Genomic DNA, 24,650 nt, shown 5'->3' on the forward strand with positions numbered 1-24,650 from the left:
CAACGGGAGGCGCGATGGTTGTGCACCCTGCCACCGTAAGGAATAGGACGATTGCGACGATTACCTGTTTTAGTGACCAGCCCACCTGTTGCCTCCATGTTGTCAGAACAAGTCCCGGCGCGGGTTGGCTTGCTCCCAGACCGCCCTGGCGGTCTTGATCAGTTGATCGTCCAACGAACCGTTGGCCGAAATCTTCGCCTTCAGGTCCCCACGCATCTGCTTCAAGGCCGCCGACTTCGCCTTGGCGCCAAACTTCGCCAGGGTATTCCTGGCATCGGGAGTCTCGTTGCGAAGATCGAGCGCGGCCGCGAAGGCAAGATAGCGCACCGCCACGGCCTGGTCCGCTTTTTCGCCCCTTTGCATCTCCAGAGCTGCGCGATCATACGCAGCCGACTGATCGCCGCGCGCCGTCGCCAGCTCGAACAATCTTTGCGCTTCTTCAAGATCCTGCTGCACGCCGACACCGTCCCTGTACATGCGCGCAAGGCTGCCGGGAGCGTAGGGCTGGCCGAGATCCATCGATTTCTGAAAAAGCGAGAGCGCTGTCTTGGGGTCTTTCTCGACCCCCGTGCCAGCGAGATAATTGCGGCCGAGCAGGTTCATCGAGTACATGTCCTGCCGCTCGACGCCAGCCTTGAGGAAAGCCACGGCGCGAGCTGCATCGGCAGGCACACCATTACGGCCTTCGGTGAAGATGGCGGCGAGGTCGTTCATGGCATAAGTGTGCCCCATCGCCGCCGCCTTGAGCAGCAGATCCAGCCCTTTGCCGGTGTCACGTTCGATGCCATATCCGTTGAACAAGGCGCGACCCCACGAGGTCATCCCATAGGGATCGCCCTTGTCGGACGCTGCAGCATAGAAGGTATTGGCCTGCTTGCGATTGACGGGCATTCCCGTTCCCGTCGCGTTGAGGTAGCCCAGCTCGAACACTGCGCGCACATGCCCCTTGTCGGCAGCCTCCTGGATCGCCTTCTTGGCCTCATCGGCCTTACCAACCGCAAGCAACGCCCGGCCGAGCTGGTAGTGGAAGCGAGCCACATCGGGATAGGCTTTCACCGCCGCCCGGCAGACGTCAACGGCGTTGCTGCTGATCTCATTCGGCAACAAACCGGGGACGACGCCCTGCAGGTCAAGTGGCTCACCGGCCTCCCTGTCGCATGGGTCGACGCTTGGCGAGAGCTTCATCGTCGCCGGCTTCGAGGACATGTTGTCGGCCCTGATTTCAAAGCCGACGATCAGTGGCTGGACGGCGCCAATCTGGGGTTCATAGCGCAAGTGGTCGACTTCATCGGCCATCAGGCTCGAATCTGGCGACAAGGTCCGATCCGGCAGCGACAGCGTTCCCGTTGCCGGATAGCCCGCAAGTTTTAGGCTGACCGCCGGATCCGCGGTTGGGAAATCCAGTTGCAACGGAACCGGGCCGACGCCAACTGGAACATGGACTTCACGATTCTCGATCGCTTCGGCGGCGCCAGCAATGTGAATGCCGCGTTCCACCGCTTGCTGCTTCTGCTCGGACTCCAGCGAGGCTATAAGTTGCTTGCCCTCGGCACCCTCACCATTCTTGACCCGGAACACCAGGATGCCCTGGGATTCGCCACCCCAATTGTCGCGCGTTGAATAGGCCAGCATGTCGACTTCTTCCTGGGCACCCACACCTTTGGGCACGTCCATTCGCAATCGCGGGAGATCCTTGCCGGCAATCGGCTCCCCCGCCGCAACCGGCTTGCCGTCCAAAATCAGACGCCCTAGCGCCGGCTGCCTGTCAATGCTGACGGTGACCGCACCGCCATCGACATCGACCGGCTCCGGCAAGTCGAGCGCGACAGGCCCGACGCCGGACGGCACGACCTTTTCCAAGACCGGCGGCAGTGCAGGCCGGTTGACGCGACGCATGAGGACGACTTCGTCGATCAGCGATGAGTTTTCCCAAGGCACCTGCTTACCGGCCGTAGCCTGGACCACATCCCTGCGAACGGCCGCCATGACCGAGCGTATCTCCTGGTTCGGCGCCAGCGCGCGACGGGAGAAGGCGGAGGAGAAGGGGCTGAGGTCGCCATTTCCGTCATAAGCGACGGCTCCGGGCTCGGTGGCGAAGGCTATAAGCGTGTTCAGCGAGCTTTTCACCTGCGCAAGGCCGGTGTTGCCAGCAACGATCAGCTGGTCTCGCAACCAATAGTCCTTGCGCGGAAACGGATTGTTGCGGCAAGCGTCGAGGATGATCACCTGGATCTTCGATTTCGTCCGCAACTGCTGCAGCACATCATCGAGCTTGACGGCCTGCACCTCAATGTCGGCCGCGTTCTTGAGCGATGCATCGACCGGGATTAGGAAATTTTCTCCGCCGATCTGAAAGCCGTGGCCGGAATAATACACGATCGCCAGATCGGCACCGTCAGCTGCCGCGAGGTAGTTGCGGAACTGCTTTTCGAATTCGATCTTGGTGAGATCCTTGGCGACGAACACATCGAATCCGGCCAGCCGAAAGGTGTTCGACACGTCCTCGGCGTCCTTGTCCGGATTCTTGAGGGCCGGAATCTCGCGGTATTCGGAATTGCCGATGACAAGGGCGACCCTACGATCGGCACAAGCTTGGAATGCCGTGAAGCTCGCGAGCATCAGGGCCGCAATGAACGCAAAACATCGCAGCATGGCGCATCCTTAACTGCTCATGGCCTGGAGGGCACAAGACACACAGCTTGCAACAACCTGGTCTGTCAAAGACTTCACAATCTGCCCAAAACGGCAAGGTCGCACCACCGATGGATGGCAGGTGCTGTTCCCACACTCCTAAAATAACCCAGTGGCGTGGGTACCGCAACAAGCGGGGCGAATGCGACCGAGCCTGCGGGCGTGATCGGACTGTGCAGGGCTGCTTGCTGTCGCCTGGTTGGAGCGGGTGAGCGAGCGCGCCAAAAAGGCGAAGTCTCCTCAAATTCTTCACAGAGCTGAATCTAGAGCCGAGTCTAATGTCCCAGTCTGTGCTACCAGAACACGCAATGCGGGCTTTGGCGCGACCCAAAAAGTTCGACAAGCTTCCAGGAACCCCAGGCAGTGGCCAATTGTAGAACCCCTATCGACCGCTTCGGGGGCGAAAGCTGTCTGCCGTCGAAATCATTTAGGGTGAAGCGGACATCCCGAAGGCGGCAGGCGCCTACGTGGTATTTCGCGCGACAAGAAGTAGACATGGAGCGGAAGGTACGGCGAAGATGCTGAGGGCGACGCCGGAACGGGAAGCCTGCCGCGGCAACCCCACGCCCCTGGGATTGATTGAGTCGACTTTGTCGGAACTCCCTTTAAGCTGTTGAAAAAATGGAGCCTCTGCTAGTCCTAGGAGAAGGGCTAATCTTCAATGCAAGGCGTGTCTCGACCCTGCTAAAAAAGGCTGGCATCGTTCCCAACCGCCACATCAACAGCGGACAACCGTCACTTCACGCCTTCCTACTTTCGCAAGCCGCGCCGCGAGCAGGCGAGCGTATCGTTATGTTCTCGCTGGTGTCGGCTACTATTCTGCCATCACCGCGGAACCCGTTGCCGCGTCCGGCAATGTGACGGCGATCGCCTCCTGCCGTGGCGGGTGCTGCGGGGCAACAGCAAACCTCACCCTATCGAAACGACTAGGACGCGCGTACCGGGATATTCCCAGTTCCTAATGGAACAAACAGCGCCACCTCAGATTTGAAAAGGTCCGCTGGCTTTAGAGCGCGGATGGCTGGCCCTCCGCCACGGCCGGCGGGTCTGCGCCCGCAGGGCGCACGCGACAAGCACGACAGGATTACACCCATGAAACGTCTGCCCCATATTCTGCTCAGCTTGGCCATGATGATCCCCACTTCCCTGCTGGGCGCTGAACAATGGGAGGGGTTTGGGATCAAGCATCTCGGATTCGTATTCGACATTCCCCCGGGGTTTGTGCTTGCTCAGCGCTCCGATCAAGGAGCAGCCTTTGAGGGCAAAAACAAAGCATTTCTTGCGGTCTGGGGGGCGCAACTCGGCAAGGCAAGCTTTCGCACCGAGATCGAGCATCGCATCGCCGTGAACGAGAACAACGGCTGGAAGGTGACCTACAAGCGAGTGACCCCGCAATGGGCGAGCTATTCGGGACTGAAGGACGGTCAAATCCTGTATGTCCGGGCTATTGAGATCTGCGGGGACAGAGCGGCATTGTTTACGGTCAACTATGCTCGCAACGAGAAGGTCCCCTATGATCCGCTTATCGTTCGCATGGTCAAATCACTGAAGGTCCAGGGCTGCTAAGCCGGCCCGGTCGATGGCCCCGTCATCCAGCCGCTGCGGATGGCAGCTTCTGTGGCTCGCCACCGCTGGGCTTCCTAAGCGGAGGCGCGCGCTGATACGCCCCCGAAAAGCTCTTGAAGATCCCCCTTGGGCAGTGGCCTGGACAGCAGAAAGCCTTGGAGCTGGTCACAGCCGAGCTTGCGCAAGTAATCGCATTGGCTTTCGGTCTCCACCCCTTCGGCAGTGGTGCTAAGTCCGGTCGCGCGGGCCAGGTTGATAATCGCCTGAACGATGGCCTCGTCACCGTTGGAGTGACCAAAGCCCTGCACGAAGCTTCGGTCGATCTTGATCCTGTCGACTTCCAGCGTCTGCAGTCTTCCCAAGGAGGAGAAGCCGGTGCCGAAATCGTCGAGTGCAAAGCGCACCCCGATGCTGCGCAGAGCCTCGATGTTGTTTCGGCATTCGCTCCGGCGCTCCGACAGAGCACTTTCGGTAACTTCGATTTCGAGCCGCCGCGGATCCATGTGCGTCTCCAACAAGATACTGGTCACTCGCATGGCGAAACTGGGATTGTTCAGCTGCAAGGCCGACACATTCACAGCCAAGGTCTCGATGGGCCAATCCACCGCGTCAAGGCACGCCTGTCTGAGAACCAGTTCGCCAAGCTTTTCAATCAGCCCTGCTTCCTCGGACAGCGGTATGAACAAGTCCGGTGCAACCCAGCCCCGCTCCGGATCAGACCAGCGGGCCAGCGCTTCGACACCGGTCATCCTGTTTGTGTCGGCGGCGTATAGCGGCTGATAATGGACCTGGATCTGGCCGGTCGCATCCAGCGCGTTGCGCAGGTCCTGTTCCATGCCCTTGCGCATGGCCAGCGTCAGATCCATCTCGTGTCCAAAGAAGGCGTAGCTGCTGCGGCCCCCGGCTTTGGCATGATAGAGCGCCACGTCGGCTTTCCGCACCACCTCGACCGTGTCCATCCCGTCCTTGGGTGCAACCGCTACCCCGACACTTACGCCGACAAAGACTTGCACCCCGGCGACCTCGAACGGCCGACGAGCAGACTCGATCAAATGCTCGCATAGCGCCTTAACGTCATTCTCGCCGCCAACCGAGCGTCGGATGATGATGAATTCATCGCCACCAAGACGCGCCACGGTGTCGGCTTCAGTCGTCAGCCGTCTTAGCCGGTCCGCGAACTCCCTGAGCAGCTCGTCACCCGCCGGATGGCCAAAGCTGTCATTAACCTGCTTGAAGCGGTCGAGGTCGAGGTAAAGAACCGCGAGCTGCTCGTCCGTCGACGGCAGGCGCGCCAGCGCATCTGCCAAACGCTCGTTGAACTGACCGCGATTGGGCAGCGCCGTAAGGAGATCGTTGTGAGCGAGGTGGTAGATCCGGCCCTCCGTCTCGATCAGCTTCAACGTCCGCTTGCGAAAGCCTATCAGGGCCATGATGACACCCGCCAGCACCAGACCAAACAAGGCGACGAGAACGGGCACGAGTTGCAAGAGGACAAAGGCTCCCGGGCGATATGGCCGCCAAACGAAGAAGCCGATAGGTCCAGATCGGTCGACAACGGGATACGAAGCCTCGCCGGAAGCAAGGTTACTGTCCCAGGAGAATCGGGCGCCATCGAGCAGATAGTCCTGCCGCAAGGAGGTAAGAAAACTGCCGTCGAGATAGCGGACGGCCACATGCAGGAATTCCTTGCCTGGCACCTGCGCGATGTGGCCACTGTCGGAAACCACAGGCTTGATACTGACGACTGCGGGATGGCCGGCGATAACGGCCATGTCGGACGCACCTATGGTGAGCACCTGTTCGGTAACACCTTGGGTGTTCCCTCGTGTCAGTCTCGCTCTCAACGTCTGGACGAGAGGCTCGGTGGTCGCGTGTATGGCGCGGTAGCTGCCAGGGTCAGCGGTCGACCCGTCGGTGAACGCATAGATGGGGACATCATTGGCATCGAGAATATAAACCTGGTCATGACCGAAATAGGTATGCATCCAGCTGCCGAGATTGGTATCAAGCCATTTCGCATCGCCGCTGCGAAGAGCTTTAACGGCGTCGTCCCAAACCGTTACGCTCTCCTGATCATGTGCCACTGCGCTCTCCAGCTTGGAGATAATCAGTGCAACGAGGCTTTTCTGCCGCGCCGCGGCGACGCGGTCGGTCTGGATCGTGGACCAAAGCAATAACCCGGTGGTGATCGCAGCAATGAGCAGTGTCAGCGCGATGACGGGCAAAGCCGTTCTCACCAGGAAGAGACGACGAGTCGGTTCGGCAAAATGTCGCAGCAGTTTCATGAGATCGCTATAGGCGATGAAGACTTCTGGACCGTTAAAAGGCCTGCGCGAGAAGCCGGGTGCCTGCCCTTCTCCGGCAGCCTGGCATTCGGGGTCGCCGCATCGCGCGGAGCAGCGGCGACGAAAGTATGAAAAACCGGCGAGAGGGCAGCGAACTGCGTGGGCATCTGGGACCGCAAACCTACCATCGCGGGTATATGCAATTTCGCTAAAATTATCGGAACTCATTGCCGTCTCACGTTTTGACTCCCCATTCCAGGAGTTCGCGTGCGCATGGGTAAGACCGAAGACCGGCTGTCATTTATCGAGTTCCAATCGCCAACGTTGGTCGAGAAAGCTCCTGACGGCGGCAACTGGCTTCACGAGATCAAGTATGACGGATACCGGACCCAACTCATTGTGGAAGGCGGAACAGCGCGAGCCTTCACGCGCCGTGGTTACGATTGGTCCCGGCGGTACAAGAGAATCGTTCAGACGGCGGCGAGCCTGCGGGCAAAGTCCGCGATCATCGATGGCGAGGCTGTTGTTCTGGGCGAGACCGGCCTTCCGGACTACCAAGCGTTGGAACGGGAGCTGGGCAATCCGGGTTCGCCGAGGCTCATCTTCTACGCGTTCGACCTGCTTCACCTCAACGGCAGCGATCTTCGGCAGCAACCGCTTTTGGAACGCAAGGCCGCCTTGGAGAAGCTGCTCAAAGATTCAGCGCCGACGCTGACCTATGCAGAACATCTCGAGGTGAGCGGCAAGGACATGTTCGCGCATGCCTGCCGCATGGGCTTGGAAGGCATAGTGTCAAAGCGCGCCGATTCACCCTATCGCTCCGGCGTCCAGACAAGCTGGGTCAAGGTCAAATGCATCAAGAGCGACACCTTTCCTGTCGTGGCTTTCGTCGAGAAGCTTGGCGCTCGGCCGCGCCGGATCGCCTCGCTCTACATCGGCAGGCGCGAAGGCGACCGGCTGCTTTATGCCGGCAAAGCCCAGAGTGGCTTCAGCTTGAGCATCGCGCGACAGGTCCGGGAGCGACTGGACCCGCTGATTGTCGACAACTCGCCATTGTCGCACCCGATCGACAAGCCCAAGGCCACATGGGTCAGGCCGGACGTTCTGGCCGAGGTGCAGTTCAGCAGCGTCACCGACCGCGGCATCTTGCGCGAAGCGGTATTCAAGGGCCTTCGTGAAGATCTCGTCACGATCCCCGCAAAGCCGCCCGCCGCATCGAAGCGGCGGAACAGGGCCGAGGGACACGCAGTGCCCCGTGAGAACGTTCTTCAGCTCCTGCCGGACGCGGTCTCGCCGTCCAAGGAAGCCCTTATGCGCTACTGGGAACAGGTTGCCGAGCAAGCGCTGGTCCATCTCGGCCACCGACCACTGAAGCTGGTGCGCCACGCGAGCGGGACCACTTTCTATCACAAGGGTCCCTTGCCGGATATCCCAAGCGCCGTGCACCAGCTGCGCATCCGAAAGCGCGAGGGTGGAGAGGGTGTGCGCGTGTGGGTGGACGCTCTCGCCGGTTTGCTCGGGCTGGTCGAAATGGATGCGATCGAACTTCATCCCTGGAACGCCACCGTTGATGACATCGAGCAGACGGACCGCGTCGTGCTGGACCTCGACCCCGGCGAGGGCGTCGAGTGGGAGCAGGTGATCGAAGCGGCGCTGGCGCTTCGCGACATCCTGGAGGCTTCAGGTCTGAAGAGTTGGGCCAAGGTCACCGGCGGTAAGGGCATCCATTTGATGGCCCCTCTTGAGACCAAGATGACCCACGACAACGCGCGGCAACTCGCCAAATCGCTTGCCCGGTGCCTCGCTGACGCACATCCTGAGCGCTACCTCTTGTCTGCTGCGCCGGCGGCAAGAACGGGACGTATTTTCATTGATTATCTTCGCAACGGGAGAGGCAACACGGCCGTGGGCGCGTTCTCTCCACGCGCACGCCCCGCATTTCCGATCGCCCACCCTGTGACATGGCGCCAGGTTGAGCGGGGGGTGCGTCCAGACGCCTTTACCATGGATCACCCGTTCAAGGCAGCCATCAGGAAAGCAGCCTGATTGAACGAGATGAAGCCAGTGCCGCTGTGCTGTGTCAGTGCTGTCCAATTTTGCCGCCGCTGCCGCCTTGCCGAACACCTGGCTGCGGACCTCACCTGGCGGGGACGGGCGCTGAACGGTCTCGGGCCGGCGTTCGACGTCGGAAGTTGTCTCAATTCAGTTCGATCTGGCTCCTTGCGCAAATCGTAACATCGCATTGGCCCAGGACCTGATTGGCTCACAATGCCAAGCAAATCCCGCCAGATACCCAGTCAACCGCCTCGCATATGCCCCTCCTGTACAGGCATAGCGGTGTCCCTGTTCATCCGCCACAGATGCGTGGCGCATTAACATACCATCGAGCCAGCCTACCGCGCCTTCTCAATAATTGCCGTTGTAGTACCGGTCATCGCACGGCGCGGTGTAAATTCGGCCGTAGCGGTCCTGGTACCGGCAGAGCTGATCCTCACGACGCTGCGGGGTGGTGGCGGAGCCGACCACTGCTCCTAGCAACGCGCCGCCGGCCGCGCCGATCACGGTGCTCTTCGTGTTGCCGCCAATAGCCTGGCCGACCAGAGCGCCGCCGGCGCCGCCGAGCAGAGCGCCCGTAGTTGCCCGCTGCTGGCCTTCCGTCTGCGTTTCGCAGCCTGCCAGAGCTGCCGTCATCAGGACAGCCAAAACCGCTTTGTTGAGTCTCATCTGAGGAACCTCCTTGAGGCCGCGAGGGCCGACCGCGCCAAGTGCTGCGGCATTGCGGCGGAACGGCGGCGGGCTGTCTCACGAAGTGAGACATGGTTTCTCGCTGGTTGAACGTTGATCTAAAACGGGCCCTAATCAGCCAGATTGTTAGGCACGACGTTCCCGTGGCGGTGCTGACAGTTTCCCTGATTGGCGCCGGTCCGGCCATTTTCCCAGCAGCGGCGTTGTATCGCTCTCAATCACCGACGTGCCGATTATTGGGATGAGCGACGGCTCTTCAGCCTTTTTCCTACCTCCAGTTTTCAGCGCTGCGATTTCTTCATCGCGCCTTATGATCCGGCTTTCCAAGTTCGCGATGCGCTCGGTCAGAAAGTAGCGCCCTGCGACGAATCCTCCGCTCCCGAACAGCACTGAGAAAGTGGCAAACGTTATCGGGTTGCCGATGACCAATGCTGCATTCGTTTGGAAGAAGGCGATCAGGTCGTGCATTTTGTACATCCTCTTGGTTCGTGGCGGGTGGATCTTTCCGGTCGGAGGCCACCTCTTTGGGGCATAACCTGGCCGTCGCCCGAGCGCGTTTGGCGTCTTGGCATAAGCCTCTGCTTCTCATCTGTTCCAGGAATAAGGAACATATTCCTTCCCCGTCAAGGCCGTGCCCGACTCTTTGTTCTCATTTTGTTCACACTCGTCCACTGGCGATAGGCGCCGAACAATGAGGTTCAGCTGGAGATCGAAGGAGCTTTCTCAAAAGAGGAGCAGCGCGCCATCGAAGCCGCCAATGAGTTTGCGGCAGCGCGCATCTCCGCAGCGGCAGCAGCTGAGATATTCGCGCTCGAAAGCTGGGACTATGCCGGGTGTCCCACTGTGATCCGCGTTGTCAGAATAGGCCGAAACTCATCATTGTCGTGGCATTCGACCGCGGCCAAGATGGCGAACTGTTCACCGGTGATGGCCAGACTGATCAGCAAAGCGAGAAGCGGGCGATCAGGACCGCCAAAACGCTCGCCTCGAAGCATGTCGGCGTGATTGCGTGGAGCCGAGACGCGGACCGTGCATTGGGCGACGACGGTCGCCACAACCATTTCGTCATCGGCGATGTTCCAGACATGGAATAGGCGCCGCCCTGACACGAGCTTTGAGTCGCACAGTCTCCACCAAGAGAGTGGCCGAACAAGACAGCGCCGGCGGCAAACCCGGATCCGTCTGTCGCCTGCGGGTTTCGTACGGAAACAGAGCAGATACCGGGTACGCCCGACTACGCATCATCGCTATGCCGACTTTCTGCCCTTTGATTTGGTGCCGCCCTTGATGCCTTCCTTGGCAAGGCTCTTGCGAAGCACCGAGGCCAGGTCGATGACGTTCTCTTTTGGCGCGGGGGCGGGCTTGGGCGGCGCTTTGCCCTTGCGCTTGGCGTCGATCATGGCGATCAACGCGTCCTCGTATGTGTCTTCGAACTTCGACGGATCGAACTTGGTGACTTTCTTGTCGATCAACAGCCCGGCTATCTCAAGAAGGTCTTCATCGTATTTGGGGTTTTCCAAGCCATTGAACACGGTCTTTTCCGACGTCATCTCGTTGTGAGTGCGCAGCTCGGTCAGCAGCATCCCCTTCTGGAAGGGCTGGATCAGCACCTCGCGCCCGCGCTGATAGAGCACCACGCAAGAGCGCGCGGCCACGCGCTTGTTCGCCATCGCATCACGAAGAACCGAAAAGGCTTCGAGCGAAGCGCCGTCCGCCGGGATCAGATAATAGGGCTTTTCCAGATATCGGGTGTCGACGTCCTCAATTGCGACAAATGAATCCACCTCAAGCGTGTGGTTCGATGTCAGCTTAAGCTTCTTGATCTCATCCGGCTCGACCTTGATGAAATGGTCCTTGTCCACCTCGTAACCCTTGACCTGGTCCTCGCCCTCCACGATATCGCCAGTCTCTTCGTCGACATACGCGCTTTTGACGGGCAGCCCATCTTGGCGGTTCAAAATCTTGAAATGGATCTTGGAGGCCTCGCTGGTTGCACCGACAATCTTTACGCCGCACGAAACCGACCCGATCTTCAGGAAACCATTCCAAACCGCGCGGGGTGCCGCCATGACATTGCTCCTTGTCAGCCGTCAGTAAGAACACACGAAGCCGCCACCCGTTCCGTCGGCACACCAGGGCTCCACTACTCGGTCGCCGCCATCCGGAATGGTTGGGCGACAGCGGGACATCATCGGGAAATGCTGTGGACCAGTAGCCGGCCTCGTTCGAGCATGCGCGGCCGGCACCGGCGTTTGCCGGTCACGTGCCCACCGTGCGCCACATTTGACTCAGTTTGAGCCAAGGCTTAAGCCGACCTTCCCGCCCACGTCCAGGGCGCATCGACTGATCATAAGGTTTGACAAAATGGACGACAAATACGCCAATGCGCGCGAGCATTTTTTCGCGGCAGTTCGCACGCTAGCCGCCTCTTCCGATCCCATCCAAACACGATTCATCGATGCAAACCTGAACGTTTTGCATGTCACGCTCGATGAATTCGAGGGCGACCGCGAGCTCAAGTTCAAGTTCGCCAGGATTTTGGACCTTCTTGCCGCCGACCAAGACAACATTGAAACGGTCGCCATCGAGACGACCGCCCATATGACGGACTTTGAAACCGTCAAGGTGGCGGACCTGATCTGCGATTTCTACTATGAACTGACATAGGCACCGACACCGACGAACCCGGGCGCTTGAGGTGCGGCAAGCCCAGGGCGTGCGGCTCGTTGGCTGTGACACCGACCCGCTTTGTCCCAGTCGTGTTTCTCTTGCAGCATGCGAAGGAGGGCAAGCGCCTACACAGATCCGCTTCCAACTCTCTCAACGGCCGGTGGCGGAGACGTGAATTAGCCGAAACGAATTCCTCCTGCTGCATTCTTGCTCCTCCGATCGGCGGGCAGGTTGCAAATGGCAGGGTTCAGAAAGTTTCGATGCCGGCAATGTCTTGGCCGGCAAGGTGTTTGATTGCATCAAATGGCCGGCCTCCAGAGGGACTTGCTGCCCTCACGGCGTCCACCAGGGCCAGTGCAACGGCTCTACGATGGCATGCCCAGTGTGTCGCGGAAGCGGCCTTCAGGGCGCGGCGCGACCCCTATGCTAAGGGTCCGGCAGAATCGCGGTGGGCGAGCGCCAAGTCGTGTGCGGCCTGATTTTTCGGAGGCGCTAACATTGGTGATTCCGCTGGAGCAGCTTTCCGTGCTTGTTCGCAAACTGAAAAATAGGCCGCGGTAGCGGAGCCTCAAAATGATGGACCGCATACGCCGGGTCGGAGGAAGTTTCGAGGCCGCAATGATCTTGATCAGGGCCGTAGCAGCGGTCGGAATCGTCTTGGTGGTCACCACCGAAATTCTGTGAATTCTCAGATCTCACGGCTCCGGGGAGTGTTGGCTGATAACCCGCTCGGGGAGTTGCGTTCCAAACCGGTGGCTCGCATCCTGATCTTGTCGGAGCCCAAACCGGCAAAATGTCGGAGCCCGGCAGCTACGCCTCGCCGTGTAACTCTGGCGGACGCGCCGACGTGACGCCCTGCATGTGGTTCTCCAGCGCCATTGAACCCGCACTGACGCTAACTCGACAGGAACAATCAACCGATCTTCTTGTTGGACGGCGATGGCGGTTGACCATCAGGCCTTTGCGCTGCCGCGGAACAAAATACATAGGTGATCGGGCCTGAGAGGGTCACCGCGCGGGGCGAAACTTCTGACCACTTAGGTTTCGTAATCGGTAGCGGGAAAAAGAGATGCTGGACAAGGCTTGGCGAATTACGAAATCGAGCGTGGCCGGCTTCATCGGCGACAGCGCTTTCAGTCATGGCGCCGCAATGGCGTTCTTCGCGGTGACCTCTCTGGGACCCATTCTGTTGTTGGTGGTGGCCGTAGCAGGCCTGGTATTTGGACAGGACGCAGCGCGCAATGCCGTCGCGGGACAACTGACAGGGCTGATGGGCAGTCAAAGCGCGAACGTCATACAAAGCGCACTGCAAAGTGCATCCAACCCATCGTCTGGTGCCATCGCTACCATTGTGGGCCTGGTGACGCTGTTGCTGACAGCATCGGGCGTGTTCGGTGAGATGCAGACGGCCTTGAATGAGATCTGGAAAGCAAAACCCCAGGGAGGCTCTGTCTCTCGCTTGATTCGTGCCCGGACGGCAAGCTTGGGACTGGTGATCGCCCTCGGTTTCCTGCTGATCGTTTCGCTTGCTGTGAGCGCCGCCATTACCGCGCTAGGGGGCACGATCAACCGGCTTTGCCGTTCGGATCCATCTTGATCGAAGGGCTGAATGTCTTGATTTCCTACCTGCTGATAGCAGTGCTCTTCGCCACCATCTACAAGGTTCTTCCGGACCGCCATCTGGAATGGCGCGACGTGTGGTTCGGAGCGTTTGTGACAGCCGCGCTGTTCACGGTCGGCAAGAGCCTGATCGGCTTGTACCTGGGTAGCAGCGCCATAGGATCTTCATTCGGAGCCGCCAGCGCGTTAATCATTGTGCTGCTCTGGATCTACTACTCGTCGCTGATTTTTCTTCTGGGTGCCGAATTCACTCACGCCTACTCTTTTGAACACGGAAGCCAGCGATCCTTGGGTGAGGCTTCACCGGGTTGAGCGACGGCCGCAAAGCGCGCCCGATACGTGGCCAAGAACGCGATTGGCAAAAGTGCGGGATTGTCGCTCCTGGAGCGAGCACGGAGCCCAGGGCTATGAACATTGACGTGACCACGCGCGACCTGGAACTTCACCCGTCGTTTCGACCCCCCCGCGAGCGCCGGGCCGTCGTCGACTTCCTCTCGCACAACCCACCGAACTCGTTGCCCTGCGCCTCAGCACTCAGCCTCCAGCAAAGAACTGGAACCTAAACGCACAGGGTTGGTTTGATGGCCAGAAAGGAGACCTCCATGATACGCTTACTCGTTCAATTCGGTGCCCTCTGTCTGGCGTATAAATTCGGCAAACAAATAGGCCGTGAGCAGGGCCGTCTTTCACCAACAGGCGAACCGCGGCGAGGCTCCGTTTCGGACGCGGGTACCGCACAAGCTAGTGAGCCCAACGAACAAAGTTAGCGCTTGCAGACTGCGGCCACCTGCGAACCCGCCACAGGCCACTGCCGGCCATGGAAAGTCGGCCTCAAGCTGGGCGATACCTTACCGCGGCATGGCGCTCGAGCAAATCCACCTCATCGTGCTGCACTTTGCAGCTTGTGGGCGTCAGCGTGACAAGGGCCGACGGTGCCTTCTCAACCTGATGATCGCAGAGTGTCCGACAGTGATTATACCCCCGCAATCAATCCGCACTGTCAACTTGTCGGCTTTGTGATCGACGCGGATGATGTCGCCGACGAGAATGACCTCATCTCCAGCGCGGGTTTTGGGTGGCGGGTCAACCGAATAGGGTTGCTCATAGGACGGAATGCTTACTTGGGCGCGTCCGCTAGGCAGTATCGAGGTGACGGTGCCTGTCAACGCGACCTCGTCACCGATCTCAAATTCCCGGGGCACGCTATGATGTAGCACAAGCCTCCTCCGGCGTTTCCAGATATCAATGCTGGCAAACTGACTTGGTTGCGTGAAATCGTAAGTCTCTCCCTCCTCGCCTCGGTAAGGCCAAGCACCCGCTCCCATAGCGCTACAAACCGCGCGGGTAGGACCTTCAACCCGCTAAACAAGAGATCGACCGCCCCGATCCAGGACTCACAAACGCGCGCCGTAGTCGCCCAGGGGCCCGTGGACGTGTGCGAAGCCTTCGCCGCGCACGGGCTCGCCTACCGACGGCTGGACCGATTGGGTCAGCGGCCGCTGCATGCATCCGGTGCCAGCCCGGCGGGTTCCTTGAGCACGAGGAGGCGTCGAATTGGCATGGGGCTGATGAAAGCGGTGGATAGTTGTCGAGCTGAAGTATTCTGGCAGAGGCTGTTGTTTTAGCCTGTTCCCGCCACCTGAAATACGCCCCGCGGGTGTAACAGACTCGAAGGGTTCAGCCCATGTCAGTGTCAGCCTTTCCCGTCAGCCGAGAGCTTTCCTCCGTGAAAGTCGTCGCGGACGCAATAGCTCGGCTTCCGAACGATGAAGCGGCCCTTCTTTGGGACGAAACGGCTAAGCATCTGTTGTCAGTCGCTATTGAACGCGGCCATGACACAGACCAGGCGCGCACCGAGGTCGTTCGGTTCTTTGATGCCGTTCAACGCATCGCATGCTATGAAAAGCCTACAACTATGAAGAGTTTCGTTTCGCACACGATTGGCCTTTACCGGTGCCCAGGCGTCCCAGCATTTGTCTGCGTGAGAGAGGGAACCGGGTGCAGTTACCTATCGCAGGACGTTTACAGAGCGTCTAGATACCAGCCCGACTTCGAGGTGCTGCCTTGGGAATCGGAATACCGGGCCGCCAGAAACGCGACAATCTTAGCAGACGGCGATACGAGCGGTAAGTGCCGGACAAAACCATGATGGAACCAAGCCCAATCCGGCGGGTTCACCAACGCTATGACGCTGTACTTCTTCGACACGATTGAGAATGGACAGATCACCCGCGACGATCTGGGCGTCGACATGAGCCCGTGCGACATGCGCGAGGAAGCGATAGCGGCTTCTGCCTGCAATAGTGGCAGACCATCCGCTACCGGCAGACCTCAACGATTTTGCGGTATGGTCCGCGACAACACCGGGGGCTGCGTCTATGAGGCGAGCTTAACGCTCATCACAAGGTCGCTGCTTGCGCCGGCGTAGGCCGTTGGCCGAACCGCAGTGTCTCTACTGGTCGTCCAAGCCTTGCATCGAGCAGCATTTCTTCGCGGTTCAGGACCTTCACAGGACCGACAAGGGCTGCACTGCCGAGCTTTCCATGCAAGGCTCCTGCAAGCGCTTTGTTTGTCAGCCTGGAAAAGCGACGAAGACGCCACCGGCGCAGCAGTCCATGGCCACGAGCACCATGGCACGCTTGCCGGACTCGCCCTGCACGCGGATGATGTCCATCTTGATCATCCGGCGGTTCATCGTTGGCCCACTGCGATACGCGCTGGTGGGACGCCTGGCGACCATGCCTTCGAGCCTGTCTGGTCGACGTGGTGAAAGCTCAAGTCCACCTCGGCGCGGCGAAAGACAGCGCTCCGAACGTATCGGAACCGATCCACTCACGACTCGGCATGTCTGGTTCAGCCTTCACCTGCAGGCGCTCAGCCTCCGGCAACGGATGGACGCACGCCGATGGTGATGATCGACCGACAGGCTGCGCGCCCGGTCGCCCACCGTCCGACAAACGCCGCCTGGGGAACTATTTGCGTCCTCGGTGCGGCAAGCCAGCCGATGGGCTCGAGCGAACCCAGCGAACATTAGCGATCGGGAACTCAGGCCTCCTGCGGTCGTTTAGCAGTTAATCAGCCTTTAGGAGGTTGCCATGAAAAAGCTGCTACTTGCCTCATTGATCGCTGTTGCCTCCGCGGCCGCCACGGTCGCCCCGGCGGATGCATGGGGATTGCCTGGCCTCGGCGTTGGCCCGTTCGGTGGCTTCGGCCCATTTTCGGGCGGCGCGTTCTACGGGGCTCCGTTCTACGACTATGGCGGCCGTTATTACGGCCCGCGGTACTACAGTGACTATCCTGGTTATATGGTACGGTATCCGCACCGCTACTCCAGGCATCACTACCGCCGTTGCCGGGTCAAGCTGTTGAGGCACTGGCACCATCACCACCGGGTGTTGGAACGCGTGCGGATCTGCCCTTACTGACGACCCGCCTTGGTTCACTGATTTCATGCTCGGTCAGCATGGCCCTCGTTTCTTAGGCCGCGCCAATCACCGCGCAAGCTCATATCTTTCGACGTGCAGAAGTCCGTCGACAGGCGGCAATTCGGTTAAACAGTGTCCGACGCGCGGCCCTGAAACAACCCACGCAGGTAACAGACGAGACGAGCTCGCTCCGTTCAAACGTGCACTTGGGTCCAGTTGCTATTCCTGTGCGAATCGCCTCTTTTTCTCCAAGGACCAATCGCAACGCAGTTTGCTGAATCAATGGTCTCTGTCCTTGACGGCGACCGACGTTGCCCCGCTCCCCAGCCCGGCATCGGTCGCCCGCTCTTCGGGCAGTTCAATCGCCGAGGGTGACATCCCCGTATTAATGGGTCAAGCGTCCGGGTCATGTGGACGAGCGACATCCCCATCGTGTCGGCAAGTTCCTGCTGGATAGCGGCAAGTCGAAACTGTTGCCGGGCGCAGCGGGCGCTCTCAGGCGGGAGCTCCGCATAGTAACTTGAGCATTGTCACTCAAATTCGCGCCATTTTCCGGACCGGCGCATGGAATTGCGGGTGGCAGGACTCGACGACAAAGTTCAACGTCATCAGATCGAGCAGAAACTGATCGATCGTGTCGGTTGCAGCGTCTGACCTCTCCTTAGCCGTGTTAACAGCTCTCGCGCGTGCTCCACCGCTGCCGCGTTGGGCACGTCTATCAGAGCCTCGAGGCCATCGATTTCCAATTCACCCTCACATGCGACAGCAATGAATGCTGTGCCGCCCTGCGAATGTCCAGGGAAAGCATAAAAATGAGAGTGTGTCTCGGACACACTAACTCGCCGGCTGCGGCTTAGCAAAATTCGCGTCAGTTGCTTCAAAATCTGGCTGAGAAACGGCTTGGTCCGGGCATGCTCGGGCTCCCGAAGAAGCTGTCGGGCTTGCCTTCCTCGACGATCTGGCCGGCATCCATGAAGGTCATGCGGTCGGCCACCGCGCGAGCAAATCCCATTTCATGCGTGACGCACACCATCATCATGCCGTCGCGGGCTAAGCCCGCCATGGTCGGCGCAATTCAAGAGCAATAAAGACATCCGGCGGCCAGCTTGAGGATACCGCCGGCATCATTGCTGAAAACCTATCGCCATCGGCTGGGCTGGCGGATCCGCAGGGCTATCGATCCACGTCGCCCAAGACAATGTCCAGTGAACCTAGAATGGCCGTGACATCGGCCAACATATGGCCACGGCAGAGCAGGTCCATTGCCTGCAGATGAGCGAAGCTCGGAGGACGCAGCTTGCATCGGTAAGGCTTGTTCGTGCCGTCGGCCACGAGGTAGACGCCAAACTCCCCCTTCGGCGCTTCCACCGCCGCGTAAACCTCGCCGGCCGGCACACGAAAGCCCTCCGTATAGAGCTTGAAATGATGGATCAAAGCCTCCATCGAACGCTTCATGGCCGCACGTCTGGGCGGGACGACCTTGCCGTCGTTATTGGAAACCGGCCCAGGTCCTTCGCTTGCGAGCAGGTCTATACATTGCCGCATGATCTTGGCCGACTGGCGCATCTCCTCCATGCGCACCAGGTAGCGGTCGAAACAATCGCCGTTCCTGCCGACGGGTATATCGAAGTCCATCTCGGCATAGCACTCGTATGGCTGGGACTTCCGCAAGTCCCAGGCGGCACCTGATCCCCGCACCATCACGCCTGAAAAACCCCACGCCCAGGCGTCACTTTGCGAGATCTGACCGATGTCAACGTTGCGAAGTTTGAAGATGCGGTTGTCCGTCAGCAGCCTGTCCAGGTCATCCACGGTTTTGCGGAACGGGTCGATCCAATTGCCGATGTCTGTTATCAAGTCTGGCGGCAGATCCTGATGCACGCCGCCTGGACGAAAATAAGCGGCATGCATCCGAGAGCCGCTGGCCCGCTCGTAGAAGACCATCAGTTTCTCGCGTTCGACAAACCCCCACAAGGGCGGGGTCAGTGCTCCCACGTCCATGGCTTGGGTGGTGACATTGAGCAGATGAGAAAGTATCCGCGAAATCTCGCTGAACAGGACCCTGATCAGCTGGCCACGCCGCGGCACGGCTAGGCCCATCAGTTTCTCGATTGCAAGGCACCAGGCATGTTCCTGGCTCATCGGTGCCACGTAATCGAGACGATCGAAATATGGCAGCGCCTGGAGATAAGTCTTGGTTTCGATCAGTTTCTCGGTGCCGCGATGAAGCAGGCCGATATGAGGGTCGACACGATCGACGACCTCGCCGTCGAGCTCGAGAACCAAGCGTAGCACGCCGTGCGCCGCAGGATGCTGGGGACCGAAATTGATGTTGAAATTTCGGACGGAATTCTCTGCCATCTAGCGGGCTCCTTCGAGAGGCCCGCCTAACCTCCCTCCGAGCCGGACGTTCCATTTGTGCGCCCGGCCGGCATTGTTCCACCAGGCTCCGCCAGGTGAAACTTCGGCTCATGCACAACCGCTTCCGCCAATTGACTGAGGAAATTCACCAGAGCAGCTTGCGGATCATCGAGTTCGCCGACGACCACTGAAATACCCCAACGCCCAAGCACCGCCTCCTCCACAGGATTTCGGCTGGTCATGAAAATGAAAGAAGGAGGGCGATCTTTTTCATACCCAGATCGATGCCAGGTTTGCCACAGGCGATGCAACAGCAACCGGATGTTCGGGTCGGAGAGGCTATAGCCTATGAACAGGATCGTGCTACCAAGTGCATCGGAACGAAACCGCACATCGAGTGGGGAATTAAAGGAAAGCCGGTCAAGATAATCCGTTTCGGTCAGGACAAGAGAAGAATCCTCGTCGAAGTCGCCATGGAACTTGACGATGTGGGTAACCCCCTGGCGGGCTTGAGCTACATCCCGTGCATTGGCCACCTTGACGTATCGTCGACCGTATATTTCGAACGCCAGTTCCAAGTTGCGGTCGTAATTCGTGGTATAGATGATGGGGAAATTGAGCATCACGATCAGGCGATGCAACTCCGATTTTTCTATCCGATCCTTGGCGACCGACCAGTTTCTGTCCATCCAACTGCGCAGTGGTCCGATGCTGCCATGCCGTATCCGATAGTACTCGGCCAGAGTTTGAAATCGGTCGCGGCGCATCGAAAACTCGTCATCGATCCCAAGTTCTTTTGCCATCTGCTCGATCAGTTTTTCCCAAGTCGGAAGCCCAACGCTGATCGAGACACCCGCCCCGACGAAGAGGATTGCACTACCGCGGCCGATAGCTTTTGCCAGTGATTCGAGACCATCGTTCATGAACAGGTGCCGGTGCTGGCTGAGGCGCTCCAAACAGTTGCGGCCGTCGCAGAGGGCATCGAGGTTCTCTTTCGCGTCACTGGCATTCGTTGGCGACCAAACCAAGAGAGCCACGCTGTGTTCCAGGACGCGGTCCGAAACTTGCCGTCAGCGCCGTCGCGTTTGGTGACGAGTTGAGACGAGCAGGGCAGCGGCTCCCAATGGTAGGGGCGACAACCACCTAGGAAGGCGACAACCAGAAGCAGCCAAGGCGAGAGGTTCCGATCAGACGATGGACCTTCTCCTTAGCCAAGCACCCTTGTGCTGAATTGTTCTCGAGCAAAACAAATCGGGGCCCTTAACAAATCTAAGTGCGGCCGGGGCTCGTTCTTGTACGTTCACGAGGAATGGAGGCTGCGATGAGCCAAAAGCGCCGTGATCTGGACTACCTTATTCAGCACTATATTGACTGCAGGCGAGGCAAACCTTGGCCGCTGTCAGTATCGGCGGCCGTGGTGGCGATACGAACAGTTTTCCGCGAAAGCCTCGCTACTGATCGTGAATTGGCAACGCTTATTGCCAGAGCTGCGATCGATCGAGGACTGGTTATCGAGTTCGACCTCAATGAGCCTGCGCAGACGGCATAGGGCCGATCGACACAGGTAGCTCGACCAATCCTCACGGCAGGGAGTCGCCAGCCGGCTGGAATTGGGGCGCGGGTGCGGATAGCTCTGCAAGAAGACCTCGGACTGCTCGTCACACGTGACTAATCGCGCGAACTCGGTCAGTCGTGCATTGCACTATCACCGTGGCGCTCTGCAGATCAACGCCGGCGGATAAGTCAAAGGCAGTGGCACGACCTGATCAGCAACAAAACGCCGATTGCGTAAGGGGCGAACAAAAACACCATAGCCAACCAGTAGCCAGGTTGCGCCATCGCCGCCAAATCTGATCCAAGCTGTTCCATTTGCTGCCCAACGCAGGACGGTCCAGTTTGTTCCCGGGTTGGGGGACCTCAGAGCCCCCGGCGAGCATCCAGGCCTTACCCGTGATTGAGCTGCAGCCTCGGACATTAGTCCGGTCTGACTATGTTTTCGCAGGTCGTTGCGAGGTCACCCTCGGGCGGCTTCGGCCCAGCGAGTTTTCACGCAGGATGGATAGACAAGATCGTTGCCGTCCCTCAAGAATTGAGAGTCGATAGCATATTCGACGGTTCCTCAACCGAACCGGGCTGGGCGGAATCTGGCCAACAAGGGATGTTCGTTTCCCGTGGCAAACTCGCCTGACAGTGTCATTGCACTGGAAACCCTGCGGACTATTCGCCGACGCGGCATGAAGATTCCCGACGACGTTTCGCTGATCACCTTTCACGATGCGGATTGGACCGGGGTCACAACTCCGCCGATCACCGTCGTCGACCAGCCGGTCTATGCACTTGGCCATAGCGTCGCGGAACTGCTCATTCCTCGCCTGGAAGGCGATATCCAACCGCCGGAAAGGCTGGTCCTGCGGACCGCAATCATCACGCGAGGCTCGGTGGGTCCACCACATCCGTGAGTCCACCACAGCTATAGGCCCTGACCGTACGCTCACTTGCCGTCCAGCGGAGCGACGACGCCCGGAGGTCGTTAGAAGCACCTATCCCGTGGCCGGCCATTTGCGAGATTGCGCAAAGCGTTCTAGAGCCTTGGCGTCCATCGGGCGGCCGAGCGCGTAGCCCTGCAGCAGGTCGCAGCCGAGATCTTTCAAGATGCGCGCATGCTCCATCGTCTCGACGCCTTCGGCCACCACGTCGATTCCGAGCGATTTCCCGATTTCGATGATGGATGACACCAAACGCCGTTGCGGCAGCGAGCTGGTGATGGGTGTGATCAGCTGGCGGTCGATCTTCAGTCGGCGCGGCTGAAGCTTGAGCAGACTGACGATCGAGGCGTAGCCGGTGCCAAAGTCGTCAATCTCAATGTCGATACCGAGGTCCTTGATGTGCTCGATGTTCCAGGCGACGAGGTCGTCATTCTCATCGAGGAAGATGGACTCGACAAGTTCGAACGAGACCGTGCCTTCGCCGATGTTGAGCTTGCGAAGGCCATCGATCAGGTCCTTGTCCTCAAGCCGGCGTGCCGAGACGTTGACCGAAACGTGTGGAATGTCGAGGTGCTGAAGCTGCCAGCGCTCAAAATCGGCCAACGCCCTTTTGAGGACCGTTCGGTCGATCAGCGCGACGACGTTCAGCTCCTCCGCTACCCTCAAAAAGACGTCAGGGCCCAGGATCCCGCGCGTCGGGTGCTGCCAGCGTGCCAGGGCCTCCACGCCGACAATTTCCAACGTGCCGGCGTCAAACTGCGGCTGGTAGAAAACGATGAATTCGTTGCGCTCGAGGCCACCCAGGATCTCGTCCGCGGTCCGCTTGGTCTCCACGATTTCACTTTGCAGCTCATCATTGAAGAACTCGTAGCGGTTTCGGCCCCGGCTCTTCGCCCGGTAAAGGGCAAGATCGGCGTTGACCAGGAGCTGCCGTGCGTCGAGCCCCTCGCCCGTATTCGTCGCAATGCCGATGCTAACGCCGAACCGGCACTGGTGGCCACGAAAATCGACGGGTTGCCGCATCTCCTCGATGATGCGGTCGGCCAGTGCGGCGAGCTCGGCGTCGTCGCGCCTGGCACAGATGACCACGAACTCGTCGCCGCCAATGCGCGCGACGAAGTCAGCTCGTCCCGCATTAGCCGTGATGACCTTCGAGGCATGCATCAACATGGCGTCACCGGCGGCGTGCCCGAGCGTGTCGTTGATCTGCTTGAAGCGGTCGAGATCCAAATGCAGGAGCGCGGTTCGTTCTCCCGGACGCATGCTCGTCGCCAGCATGTCGTCGAGATAGCGGCGGTTCGGCAGACCGGTAAGCGAATCGTGGAGCGCCACATGTTCGATGCGCGCCTTGGCCACTTCAAGCTCGGCGTTCCTGAGCTCCGACAACTGCCTTTCTCGCACAAGGTTTTCGTTGAGCACGACGTCGCTTGTCACGTCCCATTCGGCGCCGATCATCCTGGGCGTGTCGTTGCGCTCCTGGAAATAGGTCGCGCGCGTGCGCACATGCCGGATCTCGCCATTCGGATGGACAATCCGGTATTGCGAGGAATAGGGTCCCTTCACCGCCGCCGCGGCATCGAAATCCTGCTGCGCCCGTTCGATGTCGTGCGGATGAATCACTGACGCCCAGTCATCATAGCCGCGCGGCTTCCGGTCAGCCGGCTTACCGTATATTTCGTTGACACGGTCGTCCCACACCAGCTCGTTGGTAGCGATGTTGTGCTCCCAGACACCGATCCCCGACGCATCCAGCGCGAGTTCAAGGCGACCGGACAATCGCCTGAGCTCGGCGAAGTTTTTCTGCCTTTCGCCGAACAGCCGCCCCGCAACGAGAATGGGTAGCACGACAAGCGCCCCCGCCAATGCCATGATGGCCCGCAAGGTCCAGGGATTCTTCGCCGATGCGGCCCAGCCACCTTTTGGGATCGCCGCGATCTGCCAGGAACCGGACGGCAGATGCACTGTCTCGGTCACTGGGTTGGCGCGCGTTATACTCTCGCCACCGAAGAAGCGATCACCCGTCCCGCCAAGGCCGTCCTTGCCGGTCAGGGCGATCTCGATGTCGAGATCACCGTCGGTAAGCCCGCTTGCCTTGTAGAGGCGCTCGACGTCAACGACGACCGAGACGATGCCCCAGAAGCGATCGCCGCCCCCCGCCGTCTTCACGAACACCGGAAAGCGGCCGATGAAGCCCTGCCCTCCTTGCGCCAGGTCGACTGGACCGGCCAGCACGGGCACCCGCAGGTCGCGCGCCCTGAGGGCGGCGGTGCGTTGGGCATCGCTCTTGCGGTAATCGAGGCCGATGGCCTTTTCGTTGCCAGCCATTGGATACATGAGCGAGATAACGAGGTCAGGCGCGCCGGCGACGTTGCGCAGCTGAGATTCCTGCTCTAACAGGTTGCTTGCCAGTGCCGCAAACCTCTGTTGCCCCATATAGGGCTCGCTCACGATCGCCGAAACGAGGCCGCGCGTAAGCTGGAGGTTACCGTTGATGTTGCCTTCCAGCTTGGCCCTTATGATGTTCACCTTGGCCAAGACGTCGGCGCGCGCCAATTGGTCTGAAACGATCCTGTTTTCGCGGTCGGCGAGAATGGCGCAGATCACAAGCACCACAAAAGCGATCGCCGCCGGCAGGTTCGCGAAAGAAAATACCGAGTGTCTCAACCGGCTGAGACTGGATGCAGTGCTGGCCAAGTGACCCAAATACCTTTCCCGGGACTAACCCTCGGCCGATCCTAGTAGAAAGTACTTAAATTTGGTTTTCCATCATGCCGGGCAATTTCAGCATTGGGTGGCGCTCG

Annotated in this window: 18 protein-coding genes and 1 pseudogene; 10 read left to right on the plus strand and 9 right to left on the minus strand. The window is 59.6% G+C overall.

The genetic code is table 11. From position 1 onward, the window contains the following. Nucleotides 1–102: 102 nt before the first annotated feature. Nucleotides 103–2,652: a caspase family protein gene (locus tag LB571_RS03655; RefSeq protein WP_224585546.1), complete on the minus strand. Its 2,550-nt coding sequence runs from the start codon at nt 2,650–2,652 to the stop codon at nt 103–105. A gap of 1,131 nt (nt 2,653–3,783) precedes the next feature. Here LB571_RS03655 and LB571_RS03660 point away from each other — a divergent pair. Continuing rightward, nucleotides 3,784–4,257: a hypothetical protein gene (locus tag LB571_RS03660; protein WP_224592389.1), complete on the plus strand. Its 474-nt coding sequence runs from the start codon at nt 3,784–3,786 to the stop codon at nt 4,255–4,257. A gap of 74 nt (nt 4,258–4,331) precedes the next feature. On the opposite strand, the gene LB571_RS03665 is transcribed toward LB571_RS03660, so the two are convergent. Next, nucleotides 4,332–6,542: a putative bifunctional diguanylate cyclase/phosphodiesterase gene (locus LB571_RS03665; RefSeq protein ID WP_224592392.1), complete on the minus strand. Its 2,211-nt coding sequence runs from the start codon at nt 6,540–6,542 to the stop codon at nt 4,332–4,334. Between the two features lie 273 nt (nt 6,543–6,815). Here LB571_RS03665 and ligD point away from each other — a divergent pair, with 273 nt between their 5' ends. Next, a complete protein-coding gene (gene ligD, locus LB571_RS03670) occupies nt 6,816–8,588 on the plus strand; it encodes a DNA ligase D (protein ID WP_224585541.1) in 1,773 nt (590 codons plus the stop codon). A 360-nt stretch (nt 8,589–8,948) separates the two neighbouring features. On the opposite strand, the gene LB571_RS03675 is transcribed toward ligD, so the two are convergent. Both LB571_RS03675 and LB571_RS03680 read right to left on the minus strand, forming a co-directional pair. Then, nucleotides 8,949–9,266 carry a YMGG-like glycine zipper-containing protein gene (locus LB571_RS03675; RefSeq protein ID WP_015316698.1) on the minus strand — a complete coding sequence of 106 codons (318 nt, stop codon included), beginning with the start codon at nt 9,264–9,266 and terminating at the stop codon, nt 8,949–8,951. Between the two features lie 147 nt (nt 9,267–9,413). Further along, the gene (locus tag LB571_RS03680; protein ID WP_224527432.1) at nt 9,414–9,755 is read right to left on the minus strand and encodes a hypothetical protein; all 342 of its coding nucleotides are present in this window, start codon (nt 9,753–9,755) and stop codon (nt 9,414–9,416) included. Between the two features lie 416 nt (nt 9,756–10,171). Between LB571_RS03680 and LB571_RS03685 the strand changes: the two genes are divergently transcribed. Further along, a complete protein-coding gene (locus LB571_RS03685) occupies nt 10,172–10,381 on the plus strand; it encodes a hypothetical protein (RefSeq protein WP_224527435.1) in 210 nt (69 codons plus the stop codon). 153 nt (nt 10,382–10,534) lie between these two features. Here LB571_RS03685 and LB571_RS03690 read toward each other — a convergent pair whose 3' ends face one another. Continuing rightward, nucleotides 10,535–11,356, minus strand: a complete 822-nt coding sequence (locus LB571_RS03690; protein ID WP_224527438.1) for a Ku protein — start codon at nt 11,354–11,356, stop codon at nt 10,535–10,537. Between the two features lie 295 nt (nt 11,357–11,651). Between LB571_RS03690 and LB571_RS03695 the strand changes: the two genes are divergently transcribed. The 5 genes from LB571_RS03695 to LB571_RS03710 all read left to right on the plus strand — a co-directional run bounded on the left by LB571_RS03695 (nt 11,652) and on the right by LB571_RS03710 (nt 17,002). Continuing rightward, complete coding sequence (locus LB571_RS03695) at nt 11,652–11,954, plus strand: hypothetical protein (protein WP_224585539.1); 303 nt, start codon at nt 11,652–11,654, stop codon at nt 11,952–11,954. 1,072 nt (nt 11,955–13,026) lie between these two features. After that, complete coding sequence (locus LB571_RS28740; RefSeq protein ID WP_263484823.1) at nt 13,027–13,554, plus strand: YihY/virulence factor BrkB family protein; 528 nt, start codon at nt 13,027–13,029, stop codon at nt 13,552–13,554. Further along, complete coding sequence (locus LB571_RS28745) at nt 13,551–13,889, plus strand: YihY/virulence factor BrkB family protein (protein WP_263484825.1); 339 nt, start codon at nt 13,551–13,553, stop codon at nt 13,887–13,889. The genes LB571_RS28740 and LB571_RS28745 overlap by 4 nt, the downstream gene beginning before the upstream one ends. 1,372 nt (nt 13,890–15,261) lie before the next feature. Next, nucleotides 15,262–15,726, plus strand: a complete 465-nt coding sequence (locus tag LB571_RS03705) for a DUF6074 family protein (protein WP_015316692.1) — start codon at nt 15,262–15,264, stop codon at nt 15,724–15,726. A 946-nt stretch (nt 15,727–16,672) separates the two neighbouring features. Further along, a complete protein-coding gene (locus tag LB571_RS03710) occupies nt 16,673–17,002 on the plus strand; it encodes a hypothetical protein (protein WP_015316690.1) in 330 nt (109 codons plus the stop codon). Between the two features lie 875 nt (nt 17,003–17,877). Here the strand turns inward: LB571_RS03710 and glnQ are convergent. The 3 genes and pseudogenes from glnQ to LB571_RS03725 all read right to left on the minus strand — a co-directional run. Next, nucleotides 17,878–18,068, minus strand: a pseudogene (glnQ, locus tag LB571_RS03715) (glutamine ABC transporter ATP-binding protein GlnQ); the annotation flags it as partial. Between the two features lie 107 nt (nt 18,069–18,175). Beyond that, nucleotides 18,176–19,363, minus strand: a complete 1,188-nt coding sequence (locus LB571_RS03720; RefSeq protein ID WP_224585536.1) for an NADH-quinone oxidoreductase subunit D — start codon at nt 19,361–19,363, stop codon at nt 18,176–18,178. Between the two features lie 26 nt (nt 19,364–19,389). Further along, nucleotides 19,390–20,286: an SIR2 family NAD-dependent protein deacylase gene (locus LB571_RS03725; protein WP_224592989.1), complete on the minus strand. Its 897-nt coding sequence runs from the start codon at nt 20,284–20,286 to the stop codon at nt 19,390–19,392. Nucleotides 20,287–20,684: 398 nt separating this feature from the next. On the opposite strand from LB571_RS03725, the gene LB571_RS03730 reads away from it, so the two are divergent. Next, nucleotides 20,685–20,912: a hypothetical protein gene (locus LB571_RS03730; protein ID WP_224585534.1), complete on the plus strand. Its 228-nt coding sequence runs from the start codon at nt 20,685–20,687 to the stop codon at nt 20,910–20,912. Between the two features lie 622 nt (nt 20,913–21,534). Beyond that, the gene (locus LB571_RS03735) at nt 21,535–21,822 is read left to right on the plus strand and encodes a substrate-binding domain-containing protein (protein ID WP_224585533.1); all 288 of its coding nucleotides are present in this window, start codon (nt 21,535–21,537) and stop codon (nt 21,820–21,822) included. Between the two features lie 81 nt (nt 21,823–21,903). On the opposite strand, the gene LB571_RS03740 is transcribed toward LB571_RS03735, so the two are convergent. Continuing rightward, nucleotides 21,904–24,513, minus strand: coding sequence for an EAL domain-containing protein (locus tag LB571_RS03740; protein WP_224622655.1), 2,610 nt, complete (start codon nt 24,511–24,513; stop codon nt 21,904–21,906). Between the last annotated feature and the right edge of the window lie 137 nt (nt 24,514–24,650).

The organism is Mesorhizobium sp. BR1-1-4, assembly GCF_020165375.1.
GTDB classification, from domain to species: Bacteria; Pseudomonadota; Alphaproteobacteria; order Rhizobiales; family Rhizobiaceae; genus Mesorhizobium; species Mesorhizobium australicum.